The 14545-nt window shown below is 72.3% G+C and carries 11 protein-coding genes; 6 read left to right on the top strand and 5 right to left on the bottom strand.

Translation table 11 applies throughout. From position 1 onward, the window contains the following. Positions 1 to 122 precede the first annotated feature (122 nt). Positions 123 to 1985, top strand: a complete 1863-nt coding sequence (locus FGW31_RS24960; RefSeq protein ID WP_142195734.1) for an NAD+ synthase — start codon at positions 123 to 125, stop codon at positions 1983 to 1985. Between the two features lie 802 nt (positions 1986 to 2787). On the opposite strand, the gene FGW31_RS24955 is transcribed toward FGW31_RS24960, so the two are convergent. Then, positions 2788 to 3810, bottom strand: a complete 1023-nt coding sequence (locus FGW31_RS24955; protein ID WP_142195733.1) for a LacI family DNA-binding transcriptional regulator — start codon at positions 3808 to 3810, stop codon at positions 2788 to 2790. Positions 3811 to 3919: 109 nt separating this feature from the next. Between FGW31_RS24955 and FGW31_RS24950 the strand changes: the two genes are divergently transcribed. Both FGW31_RS24950 and FGW31_RS24945 read left to right on the top strand, forming a co-directional pair. Continuing rightward, positions 3920 to 4765: a phytanoyl-CoA dioxygenase family protein gene (locus FGW31_RS24950; RefSeq protein ID WP_142195732.1), complete on the top strand. Its 846-nt coding sequence runs from the start codon at positions 3920 to 3922 to the stop codon at positions 4763 to 4765. Then, complete coding sequence (locus FGW31_RS24945) at positions 4758 to 6179, top strand: sugar porter family MFS transporter (RefSeq protein WP_142195731.1); 1422 nt, start codon at positions 4758 to 4760, stop codon at positions 6177 to 6179. Before FGW31_RS24950 ends, FGW31_RS24945 begins: the two co-directional genes overlap by 8 nt. A gap of 64 nt (positions 6180 to 6243) precedes the next feature. Here FGW31_RS24945 and FGW31_RS24940 read toward each other — a convergent pair whose 3' ends face one another. The 4 genes from FGW31_RS24940 to FGW31_RS24925 all read right to left on the bottom strand — a co-directional run bounded on the left by FGW31_RS24940 (position 6244) and on the right by FGW31_RS24925 (position 11124). Beyond that, entirely contained in the window at positions 6244 to 7467 is a 1224-nt protein-coding gene (locus FGW31_RS24940) for an MFS transporter (RefSeq protein ID WP_142195730.1), read from the bottom strand. A gap of 134 nt (positions 7468 to 7601) precedes the next feature. Further along, entirely contained in the window at positions 7602 to 8654 is a 1053-nt protein-coding gene (locus FGW31_RS24935) for an endonuclease/exonuclease/phosphatase family protein (RefSeq protein WP_142195729.1), read from the bottom strand. A 184-nt stretch (positions 8655 to 8838) separates the two neighbouring features. Further along, positions 8839 to 9459, bottom strand: coding sequence for a TetR/AcrR family transcriptional regulator (locus tag FGW31_RS24930; protein ID WP_142195728.1), 621 nt, complete (start codon positions 9457 to 9459; stop codon positions 8839 to 8841). 75 nt (positions 9460 to 9534) lie between these two features. Continuing rightward, positions 9535 to 11124, bottom strand: a complete 1590-nt coding sequence (locus tag FGW31_RS24925; protein WP_142195727.1) for an MFS transporter — start codon at positions 11122 to 11124, stop codon at positions 9535 to 9537. A 283-nt stretch (positions 11125 to 11407) separates the two neighbouring features. Here FGW31_RS24925 and panB point away from each other — a divergent pair, with 283 nt between their 5' ends. The 3 genes from panB (at position 11408) to FGW31_RS24910 (ending at position 14470) form a co-directional block, all read left to right on the top strand. Continuing rightward, positions 11408 to 12283 (top strand): 3-methyl-2-oxobutanoate hydroxymethyltransferase, encoded by an 876-nt coding sequence (gene panB, locus FGW31_RS24920; protein ID WP_142195726.1) that lies wholly within the window; start codon positions 11408 to 11410, stop codon positions 12281 to 12283. 346 nt (positions 12284 to 12629) lie between these two features. After that, positions 12630 to 13655, top strand: a complete 1026-nt coding sequence (locus tag FGW31_RS24915) for an ATP-binding cassette domain-containing protein (RefSeq protein ID WP_182674600.1) — start codon at positions 12630 to 12632, stop codon at positions 13653 to 13655. Then, positions 13652 to 14470, top strand: a complete 819-nt coding sequence (locus FGW31_RS24910) for an ABC transporter permease (protein WP_142195724.1) — start codon at positions 13652 to 13654, stop codon at positions 14468 to 14470. The genes FGW31_RS24915 and FGW31_RS24910 overlap by 4 nt, the downstream gene beginning before the upstream one ends. Positions 14471 to 14545: the final 75 nt, after the last annotated feature.

The raw sequence follows: 14545 nt of genomic DNA, 5'->3' as shown, positions 1-14545 counted from the left end.
GGGGGGGGGGGGGGGGGGGGGGGGGGGGGGGGGGGGGGGGGGGGGGGGGGGGGGGGGGGGGCGGGGGTGGAGGTGGCTTACCTCGCGGTACATCGCGTCGCTTTGACGATTACACTGGGGCCGTGCCTCAACTACGTCTCGCCCTGAATCAGATCGACTCGACCGTCGGCGACCTCGCCGGCAACGCCGAAACGATCGTCCGCTGGACCCGGCACTCCGCCGAGCAGGGAGCCCACCTCGTGGCGTTCCCGGAAATGGCGCTGACCGGGTACCCCGTCGAGGACCTCGCCCTGCGGTCGTCCTTCGTGGAGGCCTCCCGCGCCGCCCTGCGCTCCCTCGCCGCACGGCTCGCCGAAGAAGGCTTCGGACAACTTCCGGTGGTCGTCGGCTACCTCGACCGCAGCGCCGCCGCACAGCCGAAGTACGGCCAGCCGGCCGGTGCGCCGCAGAACGCGGGCGCCGTGCTGTACGGCGGTGAGGTGGTGCTGAACTACGCCAAGCACCACCTGCCGAACTACGGCGTCTTCGACGAGTTCCGGTACTTCGTGCCCGGCGACAGCATGCCCGTGGTGCGCGTCGGCGGCGTCGACGTCGCCCTCGCCATCTGCGAGGACCTGTGGCAGGACGGAGGGCGGGTGCCGGCCGCGCGATCGGCGAAGGCCGGGCTGCTGCTGTCGATCAACGCCTCGCCGTACGAGCGGGACAAGGACGACACGCGTCTGGAACTGGTGCGCAAGCGGGCGCAGGAAGCGGGGTGCACGACCGCGTACCTCGCGATGATGGGCGGGCAGGACGAGCTCGTCTTCGACGGCGACTCGATCGTCGTGGACCGCGACGGCGAGGTCGTGGCACGGGCGCCGCAGTTCGCCGAGGCGTGCGTGATCGTGGACCTGGAGCTGCCCGCAGCGGAGGACGACGCGCCCACCGGGGTCGTGGACGACGGGCTGCGGATCGAGCGGGTCGTGCTGTCGGAGGAGGTCGGCGGGGCGGTGGCCGGGGTGGCTGCCGATCGGGCTGCCGAAGGGGCTGCCGAAGGGGCTGCCGGGGCAGCGGTCGGAGCGGCGGACGGAGCGTCGGACGGGGTGGCTGCCGAGGCCGGTGCCGGGGGTTATGCCGAGCGGCTCGAAGACGATGAGGAGGTGTACTCCGCGCTGGTCGTGGGGCTGCGGGCCTACGTCGCGAAGAACGGGTTCCGGTCCGTGCTGATCGGACTGTCCGGGGGAATCGACTCGGCGTTGGTCGCCTCGATCGCGTGCGACGCGGTGGGCGCGGAGAACGTGTACGGCGTGTCCATGCCGTCGAAGTACTCCTCGGAGCACTCGAAGGACGACGCGGCGGAGCTGGCGCGGCGGACGGGGCTGAACTTCCGGACCGTGCCGATCGAGCCGATGTTCGACGCGTACATGGGGGCGCTGGGGCTGACGGGGCTCGCGGAGGAGAACCTGCAGTCGCGGCTGCGGGGGACGCTGCTGATGGCGATCTCCAACCAGGAGGGGCACATCGTGCTGGCTCCCGGGAACAAGTCGGAGCTGGCGGTCGGGTACTCGACGCTGTACGGGGACTCCGTGGGGGCGTACGGGCCGATCAAGGACGTGTACAAGACGTCGGTGTTCCGGTTGGCGGAGTGGCGCAACCGGGCGGCGGCGGAGCGGGGGCAGACGCCGCCGATTCCCGAGAACTCGATCTCGAAGCCGCCGAGTGCGGAGTTGCGGCCGGGGCAGGTGGACACGGACTCGCTGCCGGACTATCCGGTGCTGGACGCGATCCTGGAGCTGTACGTCGACCGGGACCGGGGGGCGGACGAGATCGTCGCGGCCGGGTTCGATCGGGAGCTGGTGACGAAGACGCTGCGGATGGTGGACCGGGCCGAGTACAAGCGGCGGCAGTATCCGCCGGGGACGAAGATCTCGCCGAAGGGGTTCGGGAAGGACCGGAGGCTGCCGATCACGAACGGGTGGCGGGAGCAGGTGCCTCCGGCTGGGTGATGGTGGGGTGGGCCGCCGTGTGATGCCTGCGGCGCAGCTGCGGGTGGGTGGGGGCTCGGGTAGCGCCTACGGGCGGTCGGTGGGTCGGGGCCGGGTCGGGGGTGTCCGTCCTCGGACCGGCGCGGAATGGGTCGATCGACGGGTGGAGGGCGCGGACGCGCCAGTCACTGCGGGCGGACACCCCCGCCCCGTCCCCTCCGCGCCGTGAGCGGCCGACATCGCCCGCCCGGGCCCGCCACCTCCGCGCCGTCGCCGGCCAACATCGCCCGTCCGAGGCCGCCTCCTCCGCACCGTCGCCGGCCAACATCGTCCGTCCGAGGCCGCTTCCTTCGCGCCGTCGCCGGCCAACATCGTCCGACCGAGGCCGCCTCCTTCGCGCCGTCGCCGGCCAACATCGTCCGACCGAGGCCGCCTCCTTCGCGCCGTCGCCGGCCAACATCGTCCGACCGAGGCCGCCTCCTTCGCGCCGTCGCCGGCCAACATCGTCCGACCGAGGCCGCCTCCTCCGCGCCGCGGGCACCATCGCCGCCCCGCCCCGTCCCGCTCCACGCCGTCAGGCGGTCACTCCTGCCCGTCCGCGCCGCGCCGTCGCCGGCCGACATCGTCCGCGCGGGGCCGCTTCCTTCGCGCCGTCGGGCGGTCGGTCCTGCCCGTCCCCTTCGCGTCGCGGACACCATGGCCCGTACCGTCCCGCCGCCGTGCCGTCGGTAGTCGCCGCTCGGCGCGGCTCCATCGCGTCGTCGGCGGGCGTCGTGTGCTTCTGGCGCCCGGCCGTGGGCGGTCGTGGTGGTGGGGGCAGTGGTCAGGGGTTCTGTGGGCCTGAAGTGCTGCCGCGTACGAGGAGTTGGTGCGGGATCGTCAGGTCGGAGGCGGGGACCTCGTTGTCCGGGCTGTAGATGCGGTCCGCCAGGCACTGCAGGGCGCGCGCGGCGATCTGGCGCTTGTCCGGGGAGACCGTGGTCAGCGTCGGATGGCTGAACCGGCCGTCCTCGATGTCGTCGAAACCGACCACCGCCAGGTCCTCCGGTACGCGGACACCCCGGGTGTGCGCCAAGTGCATGGCGCCCAGGGCCAGTTCGTCAGTGAAGGCGAACACCGCGTCAGGGGCGGCGCCACCGTCGAGGAGCGCCGCCATGGCCCGGGCGCCCTCCCTGCGGTGCAGTGAGTCGACCGTCTGCTCCCACTCCGGCCGGGGCGGGACGCCCGCACGGCGCAGGGCCCTGCGGTACCCCTCGGCGCGCTGCTCGGCCGTGCCGTTCTGCAGGTGCGGTTGCAGTCCGATGGCGGCTATGCGGCGGCGCCCCAGCGCCAGGAGGTGCGTGGTCGCCTCGTCCGCGGCGGCGATGTTGTCCACCGCCACGCGGTCCGCCATGCCCTGCGGGCTGCGTTCGCCGAGCAGCACCATGGGCAGGGAGCGGCCGGTCGTCACCAGTTCCTGCGCCTCCAACGCCCACGGGCTGATGATGAGCCCGTCCATCACCCGGCCGCCGTCGCCGGTCAGCAGCCGCCGTTCCGCCTCGGCGTCCCCGTGCGTCTGGTCGATGATCACCGTCCACGAGCGGCGCCGCGCCTCGTCGACCAGCAGGCCGGCGAGCTCGCCGAAGTACGGCGAGTGCAGTTCCGGGATGGCCAGGCCGATGATGCCGGTACGGCCGGCCCGCAGGCTGCGGGCGGCCAGATTGGGCCGGTACCCCAGTTCGTCGATCGCCTCCTGCACCCGCTGCCGGGTCTGCTCCGAGACCCGGGCGGAACCGTTGACCACGTTCGACACGGTGCGCGCCGACACACCGGCACGGGCGGCTACTTCTTTCAGGCTGCTGCTCACCCGCACATCGTGGCATGCCCCGGCGGCCGACCACCAAGGTATTGCCACGTTGAATTCAACGATGCAACATTGGCCGGAAAGTTTCGCTGCATGGTGCGAGGAGGCACACATGAGCCCGTACCCCGGAATCGACCCGGCCGCCCTCGACCTGGACGTGACAGCCGACGTCCAGGCCCTGTACTCGGACGGCATCACGGCCCGCAAGGGCGCCTTCACCCCCGACTGGGCCGACCGGCTCCGCGAGGACATCGACGTGGCCTTCCGGGAAGCGCTGGAACGACCCGGCGGCGCCGTCGGACGCGGACCGCACCGGTACTACGTGGAGATCCACCCGGAGCAGCTGCGCGGTTTCGTCGACCTCGTCGACCACCCCTGGGTGCGGTCCGTCTGCACCGCCGTGCTCGGGCCCGAGTACCGCATCGTCGAGCTCGGTTTCGACGTGCCGCTCGAAGGCGCCGTCAACCAGCCCTGGCACCGGGACTTCCCCATACCGGAGGAGACCCGCACCGAGCGCCGGCTGACCTCCCTGGCCTTCAACGTGACCGCCGTCGACACGCAGGAGGACATGGGCCCCTTCGAGATCGCGCCGGGCACCCAGTGGGACGACGGCCCGGAGTTCGACCACGGCATGTTCCCGCCCCGGTCGCTCTACCCGCGCTACGAGGAGCGGGCCGTGCGCAAGTACCCGCAGCGCGGTGACATCTCGGCGCGCAGCGCGCTGACCATCCACCGCGGCACCAGGAACCACTCCGCGAAGTCCCGGCCCGTGCTGGTGCTCGGCGTCGACGGCCCCGAGGCCACCAACAGCGACCGGCACGACACGGCCGTGACCCGCGGCTACTGGGAGTCCCTGCCCGAGCGGGTCCGGCGCCACCTGGACTGCCCGGTCGTCGACGTGCTGCAACCGATCACGCAGAAGCACACCATCGAGGGTCTGGTCATGGGCGATGCCTGAGCTGACCAAGGGGCGCGCACCGGTGGAGGCGCCCGTGGACGACCGGCAGAAGGCGCCGGCCATGGTGTACGCGGTCGCGGCCGTGTCCGCACTGGGCGGGCTGCTCTTCGGATACGACACCGGCATCATCTCCGGTGCCCTGCTGAACCTGCGCCACGACCTGGACCTGAGCTCCCGCGAGCAGGAGGTCGTCGTCAGCGTGATCCTGCTCGGCGCGATGGCCGGAGCCCTGCTCGCGGGCCGTCTGGCCGTACGTCACGGACGCCGCAAGGTCGTCATCGCGGTCGCGGTCGTCTTCGCCGTGGGGGCCGCGGCGGCGGCCGCGGCGCCCGGGGTGGGCAGCCTCGTCGCCGCGCGCTTCGTCCTCGGGCTGGCCGTCGGCGGCGCCTCGAACATGGTGCCCGTCTACATCGCCGAAGCCGCGCCCGCCAGGATCCGCGGCCGGCTCATGGTGCTGTTCCAGCTGATGGTCGCCTGCGGACAGCTCATCGCGTACCTGTGCGGCTGGGCGCTGTCGGGCAGTGGCGGCTGGCGCACGATGTTCGCCCTGGCGGTGCTGCCCGCCGTGGTCCTGGGCGTCGGCATGCTGTTCCTGCCGGAGAGCCCGCGCTGGCTCGTCGAGCGCGGCCGCCGGGAGGAGGCGGTGAGCGTGCTGGCCCGGCTCCGGCCGCCCGGCACGGACGTGGGCCGGGAGATCGACGAGATCACCGAGGTGGCCGCCGCCACCCCCGCCGGCGGCTGGCGCGACCTGCGGCAGCGCTGGATGCGGCCCGCCCTGCTGGTCGCCGTCGGCATCGCGGCCTTCTCGCAGCTGACCGGCATCAACGCCGTCGTCTACTACGCGCCGACGATCCTCGTCGACGCGGGCTTCGGCGACTCGGCCGCGCTGCTCACCGGTGTCGGTATCGGTGTGATGCTGGTGATCGCCGGAGTGGTCGGTGCCGTCGCCGTGGACCGGGTGGGCCGCCGGCGGACCATGCTGTGGTTCCTGCCGGGCTCCGGGCTCGCCATGGCCGTCATGGCGCTGGCCTTCCTCGGCCCCGAGGGCTCGTCGGCGCAGCGCTGGACGGTCATCGTCTCGCTGTTCGCGTACATCCTGTTCAACGGCATCGGCATCCAGGCCGTGGTCTGGCTCATCGGCCCGGAGATCCTGCCGCTGAGGGTGCGTGGCCCGGCCACCAGTCTGGCCACCGTCACCGTGTGGGGTGTCGACCTGCTGATCGCGCTGACGGCCCTGACCGCGATCCAGGCCATCGGCCGCTCGGGGACGTTCTTCGTCTACGCCCTGATGAACGTCGTGTGCATCGCGTTCGTGGCGGCGAAGGTGCCGGAGACCCGGGGCAGGTCCCTGGAGAGCATCGAACGCGCCCTGCACCGCGGAGGTTCCTTCCGGAAGGCGCTGGACGGCTCCTGAGCACGACGACGCACGGCCGGGGCCCTTGGTGCGGGCCCCGGCCGCGTGCCGGTGAAACGTTCTCTCAGTGCACGCCGTTCAGCGTCTCCGTCTGCTGCGGCGCGCCACCGGCGACGACCCGCTCGCGGCCGGGGGTGCGCCGGCCTCCGCGGTCGACCGCGTACGCCACCGCCGCGACGCCGATGCCCGCCGCCGCGAGCAGCGCGCCCGCGAGCGCCGGGGAGGTCGGGCCGAAACCGGCCGCGAGGGCCAGGCCGCCGATCCACGCGCCGCCGGCGTTCGCCAGGTTGAAGGCCGCCTGGTTGGCGGAGGAGGCCAGGGACGGGGCCGCGGCGGCCTTCTCCATGACCATCAGCTGCAGGGGCGAGCCCGTCGCGAACGCCGCCGTGCCCAGCAGGGTGACCGCCAGCGCGGCGGTGATCTGCGTGCTCATCAGCAGGGGGAAGAGGGCGAGGATGGCCGTCAGGGAGGCCAGGCCGCCGAACAGGGTCGCGCGCAGCGAGTGGTCGGCCAGGCGGCCGCCGAGCAGGTTGCCTGCGGTGGCGCCGACACCGAAGAGGGCCAGCAGCAGCGTCACACTGGTGTCGGCGTAGCCCGCGGAGTCGGTGAGCATCGGGGTGATGTAGCTGTACGCCGCGAACAGCGCGCCGAAGCCGGCGACCGTGGTGCCGAGGGCCAGCCACACCGGGAGCGAGCGCAGGGTGGCCAGTTCGCCGCGCAGGCCCTGCTGCGGGGCGGTGCCGCGGTCGCGCGGGATCAGCAGGACCAGGGAGGCGATGGCCGCCAGGCCGATGGCGCTCACGGCGAGGAAGGTCGCCCGCCAGCCGAAGTGCTGGCCCATGAGCGTGGCGGCGGGGACGCCGACCACGTTGGCCATGGTCAGGCCCAGGAACATCAGCGAGACGGAGCGGGCCTTGCGTTCCGGGGTCGCCATCGTCATGGCCACCACCGCGCCGACGCCGAAGAAGGCGCCGTGCGGCAGGCCGCTGAGGAAGCGGGCGGCGAGCAGCCAGCCGTGGTCGGGGGCGAGCGCCGACAGGGCGTTGCCCGCCACGAAGAGGCCCATGAGGGCGATCAGGACGGTGCGGCGGGGCAGCTTCGCCGTCGCGGCGGCCAGCAGCGGGGCGCCCACGACCACGCCGAGGGCGTAGGCCGAGACCAGGTGGCCGGCGCTGGGGATGGAGATGCCGAGGTCGTCCGCGACGTCGGGGAGCAGCCCCATCATCACGAACTCGGTGGTACCGATGCCGAAGGCACCCACGGCAAGGGCGAGCAGGGCCAGGGGCATAGAAGGGGGACCTTTCGGGACTGTGGAGCGCACTTCATATGTTCAAGTGCGGAACAAAGTCTCGCAGGGTCTGTATTCCACTGGGTTGCGGCTGGGTTTCCGTACGTCGAAAAATCAGGGCTGACCTGGGGTTTTCAGTCGGTGGATGTGGTGACCCTCACACGCGCGGCGATGGGCAGGTGGTCGCTCGCCGTGGCCGGGAGGGTCCAGGAGCTCTCCGGTTCGGCGCCCTTGACGAGGATCTGGTCGATCCGCGCCATCGGGAACGACGCCGGCCAGCTGAAGCCGAAGCCGCTGCCCACGGCCCCCTGTGTCGAGCGCATCTGCGCGGTGACGCCCTTGAGGGCGCGGTCGTTCATCGTGCCGTTCAGGTCGCCGAGCAGGACCACGTTCGGCAGGGGTTCGGCGGCGATGGCCTCGCCCAGGGCGTCGGCGCTCTTGTCGCGCTGGCGGGCCGTGAAGCCGGCCTCCAGCTTCACCCGGACCGACGGCAGGTGGGCGACGTACACGGCGACCCGGCCGGCGGGCGCGGTCACCGTGGCGCGCATCGCCCGCTTCCAGCCGAGGCGGATGTCGACGGGCTGGACGTCGCTGAGCGGGTACTTGCTCCACAGCCCGACGGTTCCCACCACCGCGTGGTACTTGTACGTCCCGGCCAGCGCCGCCTCGTAGGTGGGGACCTCGGTCGCCTTCAGTTCCTCCAGGGCCAGGACGTCCGCGCCGGAGGCCGCCACGTCGCGGGCGGTGCGGGACGGGTCCGGGTTGTCGGCGTTGACGTTGTGCGTGGCCACCGTGAGGTCGCCGCCCGCGGCGGTCTTGTCGGTGAGCAGGCCGCCGAACAGGTTCAGCCAGACGGCCGCGGGCAGGATCGTCGCGATCAGTGCCGTCGCCGACCTGCGCAGCAGGCCGAGCAGGAGCAGCAGCGGGACGAACAGGCCCAGCCACGGCAGGAACGTCTCGATCAGGCTGCCGAGGTTGCCGATCGCGTTGGGGATGTGGGCGTGGGCCAGCATCACCAGCGCCAGCAGGACGGCGCAGACGGCGAGGACGATGCCGCGCCGCCAGACGCGGCGGTCGCCGCGCCAGCCGCCGGCGAGGCGGTCGAGCACGCGCCGAAGCCGGGATGTGCGGTGCTCGGGCCCCGAGCTTCCGTTGTCCGTCTCCGTCATGTACGCCTGCTGCGCCATACCGTCGCCTCACCACCTGCTGTGCACACCGTCGCCCCCGTGTCCGTACGACCCTAGGGGATGATCGGTCCCTTTCCTGCCGCCTCTCGACGGCCGTACGGGGGCGAGGACGTGCGGGGCCGCTCGCGGAGTTCCGCGACGGGGTGCGGAAAGCGCCCTCTGTGACGAAACGCGCACACGGGGGTCAGCCGTTGGCGGGGCGCAGGCCCTGAAGGAGGGTGTCGACGACGCGTTCGGCGAGGTCGTCGGGGAGGTCGGCGTCGGGGCGCAGCACGGTGCGCACGAGCAGCGGGCCGACGACGATGTCGTTGAGGAGTTCTATGTCGACGTCGGTGCGCAGTTCGCCGTTCTCCCGTCCCCGGCGCAGCACTTCCAGGCCGAGTCTGCGGCGCGGCAGGATGACGGTGTTGTGGTAGGCGGCCCACAGGTTGGGGCTGCTCTTCATCTGGGCGCGCGCGTGGTGCAGGATCGCCGAGTTCCGGCCGGCCAGTCCGCGCCGGCGCAGTGCCTCCAGCAGGACGACGAGGTCGTCGCGCATGGAGGTGCCGGGCAGTTCGGGGTCCGGCGGCTCGGCGGCGCGCAGGACGTCGACGAAGAGTTCCTCCTTGCCGCTCCAGCGGCGGTAGATGGTGGCCTTGCCGACGCCGGCGGTGCGGGCGACACGCTCGACGGAGATCTCCGCCAGGGGCACGCCGTCCTCCAGGAGCGTCATCACCGCCTCGATGATGGCGTGTTCGACCGCCTCGCTGCGGGGGCGGCCGCGTGCGGGGCCGTCCTGCCGGGGTTCGGTGTCGGCCGGGCTCACGTCGTCGGGTCCTTTCGGTGGGCTCAGGTGATTCTCCCCGGCGAGTGGCGGCGGCGGGCCGCCACCCGTGGGTTTTCAGTCCGCCGCCGGCACCAACTCCTCGTCCTTTTCGGCCTCTTCGGGGCCAGGGGTGCGGCCGGGCAGGAATACGGCGACGACGACGGCGCCCACGGCCGCGACACCCGCGCCCCACAGCGCCGTGACGTGCATCGCGTGCAGGAACGCGTCGTTCGCGGGTCCGACCAGGGCCTCGCCGCGCGCGCCCAGCCGGTCCGCCACGGCCAGGGTCGCCTCGATGGACTCGCCGGCGGCGTGGCGGGTGCCGGGCGGCAGCGCGCCGAGTTCGTCCTCGATGGCGTTGCGGTAGGCGGTGGAGAGCACCGAGCCGAGGACGGCGATGCCGAGGGCGCCGCCGACCTGGCGGAAGGTGTTGCTGAGCGCGGAGGCCGAGCCGGCCTTCTCGCGGGGCAGGGCCTGCATGATGAGGACGCTGACCGGGGTCATGACGTGGGCCATGCCGGCGCCCATGAGGAAGAAGACGGCCTCCAGGATCCAGAGGGGTGTGTCCGCGTCCAGGGTGGCGAACGCGGCCAGCGTCGCGGCGAGCACCACCAGGCCGGCGGTGGTGGTGGCCTTGTCGCCGAACCGGTCCACCAGCAGGCGGGCCCGGGGCGCGAAGATCATCTGTGCGGCGGCCAGCGGCAGCATCAACAGGCCCGTCTCCAGCGGCGAGTAGCCGCGCACGCTCTGGATGTAGAACACCGCGAAGAACGTCACGCCCATCAGCGCGAAGAAGACCAGCGCGATCGCGGCGATCGCGGCGGAGAAGACCTTGTCGCGGAAGTAGCCCATGTCGATGGACGGGTGGTCGCTGCGCTTCTCGACCACCACGAAGGCGGCGAGTACGGCGAGACCGGCGCCGGTCGTCGACAGCACCACCGGATCGGTGAAGTCGGCGAGTTGGCCGCCCTTGATGATGCCGTAGACGAGCAGGACGAGTCCGGCCACGGACAGGACCACGCCGAGCGGGTCGATGTGGCCGGGGTTCGGGTCGCGGGAGTCGGGGACCAGCCAGAGCATCAGCGCGACGGCGAGGACCACGACCGGCACGTTGACCAGGAAGACCGAGCCCCACCAGAAGTGGTCCAGGAGCAGTCCGCCGGTGATCGGGCCGACGGCGATGGCGATACCGACGCCGCCCGCCCAGATGCCGATGGCCTTCGGCTGCTCGTCGCGTTCGAAGACGTTGATCAGGACGGCGAGGGTGGCCGGCATGACCAGTGCCGCGCCCAGGCCCATCACCGCGCGGAAGGTGATCAGCTCGACCGGGGAGCCGGAGAACGCGGCGAGTGCCGAGCCGGCGCCGAACACGGCGAGACCGCCGATCAGCACCTTCTTGCGGCCGATCCGGTCCCCCAGCAGCCCCGCGCTGAACAGCAGGCCCGCGAAGACGAGCGTGTAGGAGTTGATCGCCCACTCCAGCTCGCTCTGCGTGGCGCCCAGGCCGGTGGGCGCGGGGGTGGCGATCGTCTTGACGGCGACGTTCAGGATCGAGTTGTCCAGGACGACGATCAGCAGGCTCAGCATCAGCACACCGAGGATCGCCCAGCGGCGCCGGTGCACGGCTTCCGGGACCCGGCGGGCGGGGGCGGCAGGAGAAGTCATGCGACCCAGCCTATGATTTCCGATACGAGACCGTCTCGTATCGGAAAGGCCCTTTCCGGGGTGTTGCCGGGTTCTTGCCGGGTTCTTGCCGGGTTCTTGGCGGGTTCTTGGCGGGTTCCTGGGGGGTTCCTGGGCCGTTCTCGCCGGGCGTGGCGCCGGCGTGGCGGGGCGGGGCGGAACTCACAGGGGGGCCTCTGGCCCTCGTACGGCCGAGGTGCCACCATGGACGTGGTCCGGGGACGCCGTCAGGGCGCCTCGAGATGACGTGTTGGGAGACGTTGCAATGACGCAGCTTTCGGCTGCCCAGACCGGGACGTCGGGTCCCTCCGGCAGCGCCAAGACGCTGTACGGGGGCAAGGGCACACGCCGCATCACCGTCCGCGACATCGCCGCCGCCAAGGAGCGCGGCGAGAAGTGGCCCATGCTCACCGCCTACGACGCGATGACCGCGTCCGTGTTCGACGAGGCCGGCATCCCGGTGATGCTCGTCGGCGACTCCGCGGGCAACTGCCACCTCGGGTACGAGACCACCGTGCCCGTCACCCTCGACGAGATGACCATGCTGTCGGCGGCGGTCGTCCGGGGCACCTCCCGGGCCCTGATCGTCGGCGACCTGCCCTTCGGCTCCTACCAGGAGGGTCCGGTGCAGGCGCTGCGCTCGGCGACCCGGCTGGTCAAGGAGGCGGGCGTGGGCGCCGTCAAGCTGGAGGGCGGCGAGCGCTCGCACCGGCAGATCGAGCTGCTGGTGGAGTCGGGTATCCCGGTGATGGCGCACATCGGGCTGACGCCGCAGTCGGTGAACGCCATGGGCTACCGGGTGCAGGGGCGCGGCGAGGAGGCGGCCCAGCAGCTGCTGCGGGACGCCAAGGCCGTGCAGGACGCGGGCGCCTTCGCGGTGGTGCTGGAGCTGGTGCCGGCCGAGCTGGCCGCCGAGGTGACCCGGACGCTGCACATCCCGACCGTCGGGATCGGCGCGGGGCCCGGGACCGACGCGCAGGTGCTGGTGTGGACCGACATGCTCGGGCTGACCGGCGGGCGGGTGCCGAAGTTCGTGAAGCAGTACGCGGATCTGCGCGAGGTCATGAGCGGGGCCGCGAAGGCGTTCGCCGAGGACGTCGTCGGCGGGACGTTCCCGCAGGAGGAGCACTCCGTCCACTGAGCGGCCGCCGCGCCGCCCGTTGAGCGGCGCTGCCGCGCGTCGAGCGCCGCGCCGCCGTCCGAGCCATTGCCGCACCACCGGCCGGCCCCGCCGATCGTCCCCCGTCGGCGGGGCCGGCGCATGCCCGCGGCCGTGCGGGCGGCCGCCAGGTGCGGGTGCACGCGGCCGGGCCGGGTACGGGTGCCCGCGGCCCCCGTCGGTGGGTGTCGGCGGCGTGCCGGTGGCCGTGTCGTTGCTCTGTCGATGGCCTTGTCGTGGCCTTGTCGGTGGCCTTGTCGTGGTCTGTCGGTGGCCGTGTCGGTGGTTTGTCGGTGGTCTGTCGGTGAGCGCTGACACCGTCGTTGCCATGACACGCATCGACAATGACCTGGGTGGCGCGGGGAGCGCCGTCACCGTGCGGGGGCTGGTCAAGCACTACGGCGCGACCAAGGCGCTGGACGGTGTCGACCTGGACGTGCGCGAGGGCACCGTGATGGGGGTGCTCGGTCCGAACGGCGCCGGGAAGACCACCCTCGTACGGATCCTGTCCACGCTGCTCGCCCCGACCTCCGGCCACGCCACCGTCGCCGGGTACGACGTGGTCCGCCAGCCGCGGCAGCTGCGCCGGGTGATCGGGCTGACCGGACAGTACGCCTCCGTCGACGAGAAGCTGCCCGGCTGGGAGAACCTCTACCTGATAGGGCGGCTGCTCGACCTGCCGCGCAAGGAGGCCCGGGCCCGCGCCGACGAGCTGCTGGAGCGGTTCTCGCTCACCGACGCGGCCCGCCGGCCGGCGGCCACCTACTCCGGCGGCATGCGGCGGCGGCTGGACCTGGCCGCGTCCATGATCGGCCGGCCGGCCGTGCTGTACCTGGACGAGCCGACCACGGGACTGGACCCGCGGACCCGCAACGAGGTGTGGAACGAGGTCAAACGGCTGGTCGGCGAGGGCGTGACCGTGCTGCTGACCACCCAGTACATGGAGGAGGCCGAGCAGCTCGCCGGCGAGCTGACCGTGGTGGACCGGGGCAAGGTCATCGCGAGCGGTGGCATCGAGGAGCTGAAGGCCAGGGTGGGCGGCCGTACGCTGCGGATCCGCCCGGCCGACCCGGGGCAGCTGCGGCCGCTGGCCGACGCCCTGGACGGGCTGGGCATCACCGGGCTGGCCGGCACCACCGTGGACGCCGAGCGGGGTGCCGTGCTCGTGCCGGTGCTCAGCGACGAGCAGCTGACGGCCGTGGTCGGCGCGGTCACCGCGCGCGACATCACCCTCAGCTCCCTCACCACCGAACTGCCCAGTCTGGACGAGGTGTTCCTGTCCCTCACCGGCCACCGTGCCAGTGCCCCGCAGGACGCCGTGCCCACCGAGAACCGCGAGGAGGTCGCCGTATGAGTGCCACGACCCTGGACGCCGGTCCGCGCGCGGACGCGCGGATCACGCTGCGCGGCCACCTGCGTCACACCGGCGCGCTGATCCGCCGCAATCTGCTGTGGATCCGGCAGGACCCGGAGTCGATGTTCGACGCCGTGCTGTTCCCGATCGTCTTCACGCTGCTGTTCGTGTACGTCTTCGGCGGCTCGATCGGGCAGTCGCTCGGCGGCGGGCAGGAGGCGTACGTGCAGTACATCGTGCCCGGACTGATGGCCATGATGGGCATGAACATGGCCCAGGGGGTGGGCACCGGGTTCAACCAGGACTTCAACACCGGGGTGATGGACCGTTTCCGGTCGCTGCCGATCGGGCGGGGTTCGGTGCTGTTCGCGAAGATCTCGGTCGAGATGGTGCGGATGCTGATCGCCACGGCGATCCTGCTCGTCGTCGGCGTGCTCGTCGGCTTCGACATCACCAACTGGCCGGGGCTGTTCGCCGCGGTCGGGCTGTCCGCGGTGTTCGGCTCGGCACTGATGTGGATCTTCCTCACCCTGGGTGTGGTGATGAAGAACGCGCAGTCGGTGCAGGCGATGGGCTTCCTGGTGCTGATGCCGCTGCAGTTCGGCTCGTCGATCTTCGCGCCGACGCAGTCGATGCCGGGCTGGCTGGAGGCGTTCACCGCGTACAACCCGCTGTCCGCGCTGGCGGACGCCGCGCGCGGACTGATGGTGGGCGGCCCGGTCGCCCAGGACCTGTGGATGACGCTGGCCTGGTCGGTGGGGCTGACGGCGGTGATGGCCCCGGTCGCCATCCACAAGTTCCGCACCAAGAGCTGACCGGTTCCGCACCGGGAGCCGACCGGTTGCCGCACCAAGGCCGACCGGCTTCCCCACCACGAGCCGACCGGTTGC

It is taken from the genome of Streptomyces calvus (genome assembly GCF_006782915.1).
Lineage (GTDB): Bacteria > Actinomycetota > Actinomycetes > Streptomycetales > Streptomycetaceae > Streptomyces > Streptomyces calvus.
The sequence above is the reverse complement of the archived record's forward strand: the minus strand, read 5'-3'. Positions and strand labels throughout refer to the sequence as shown.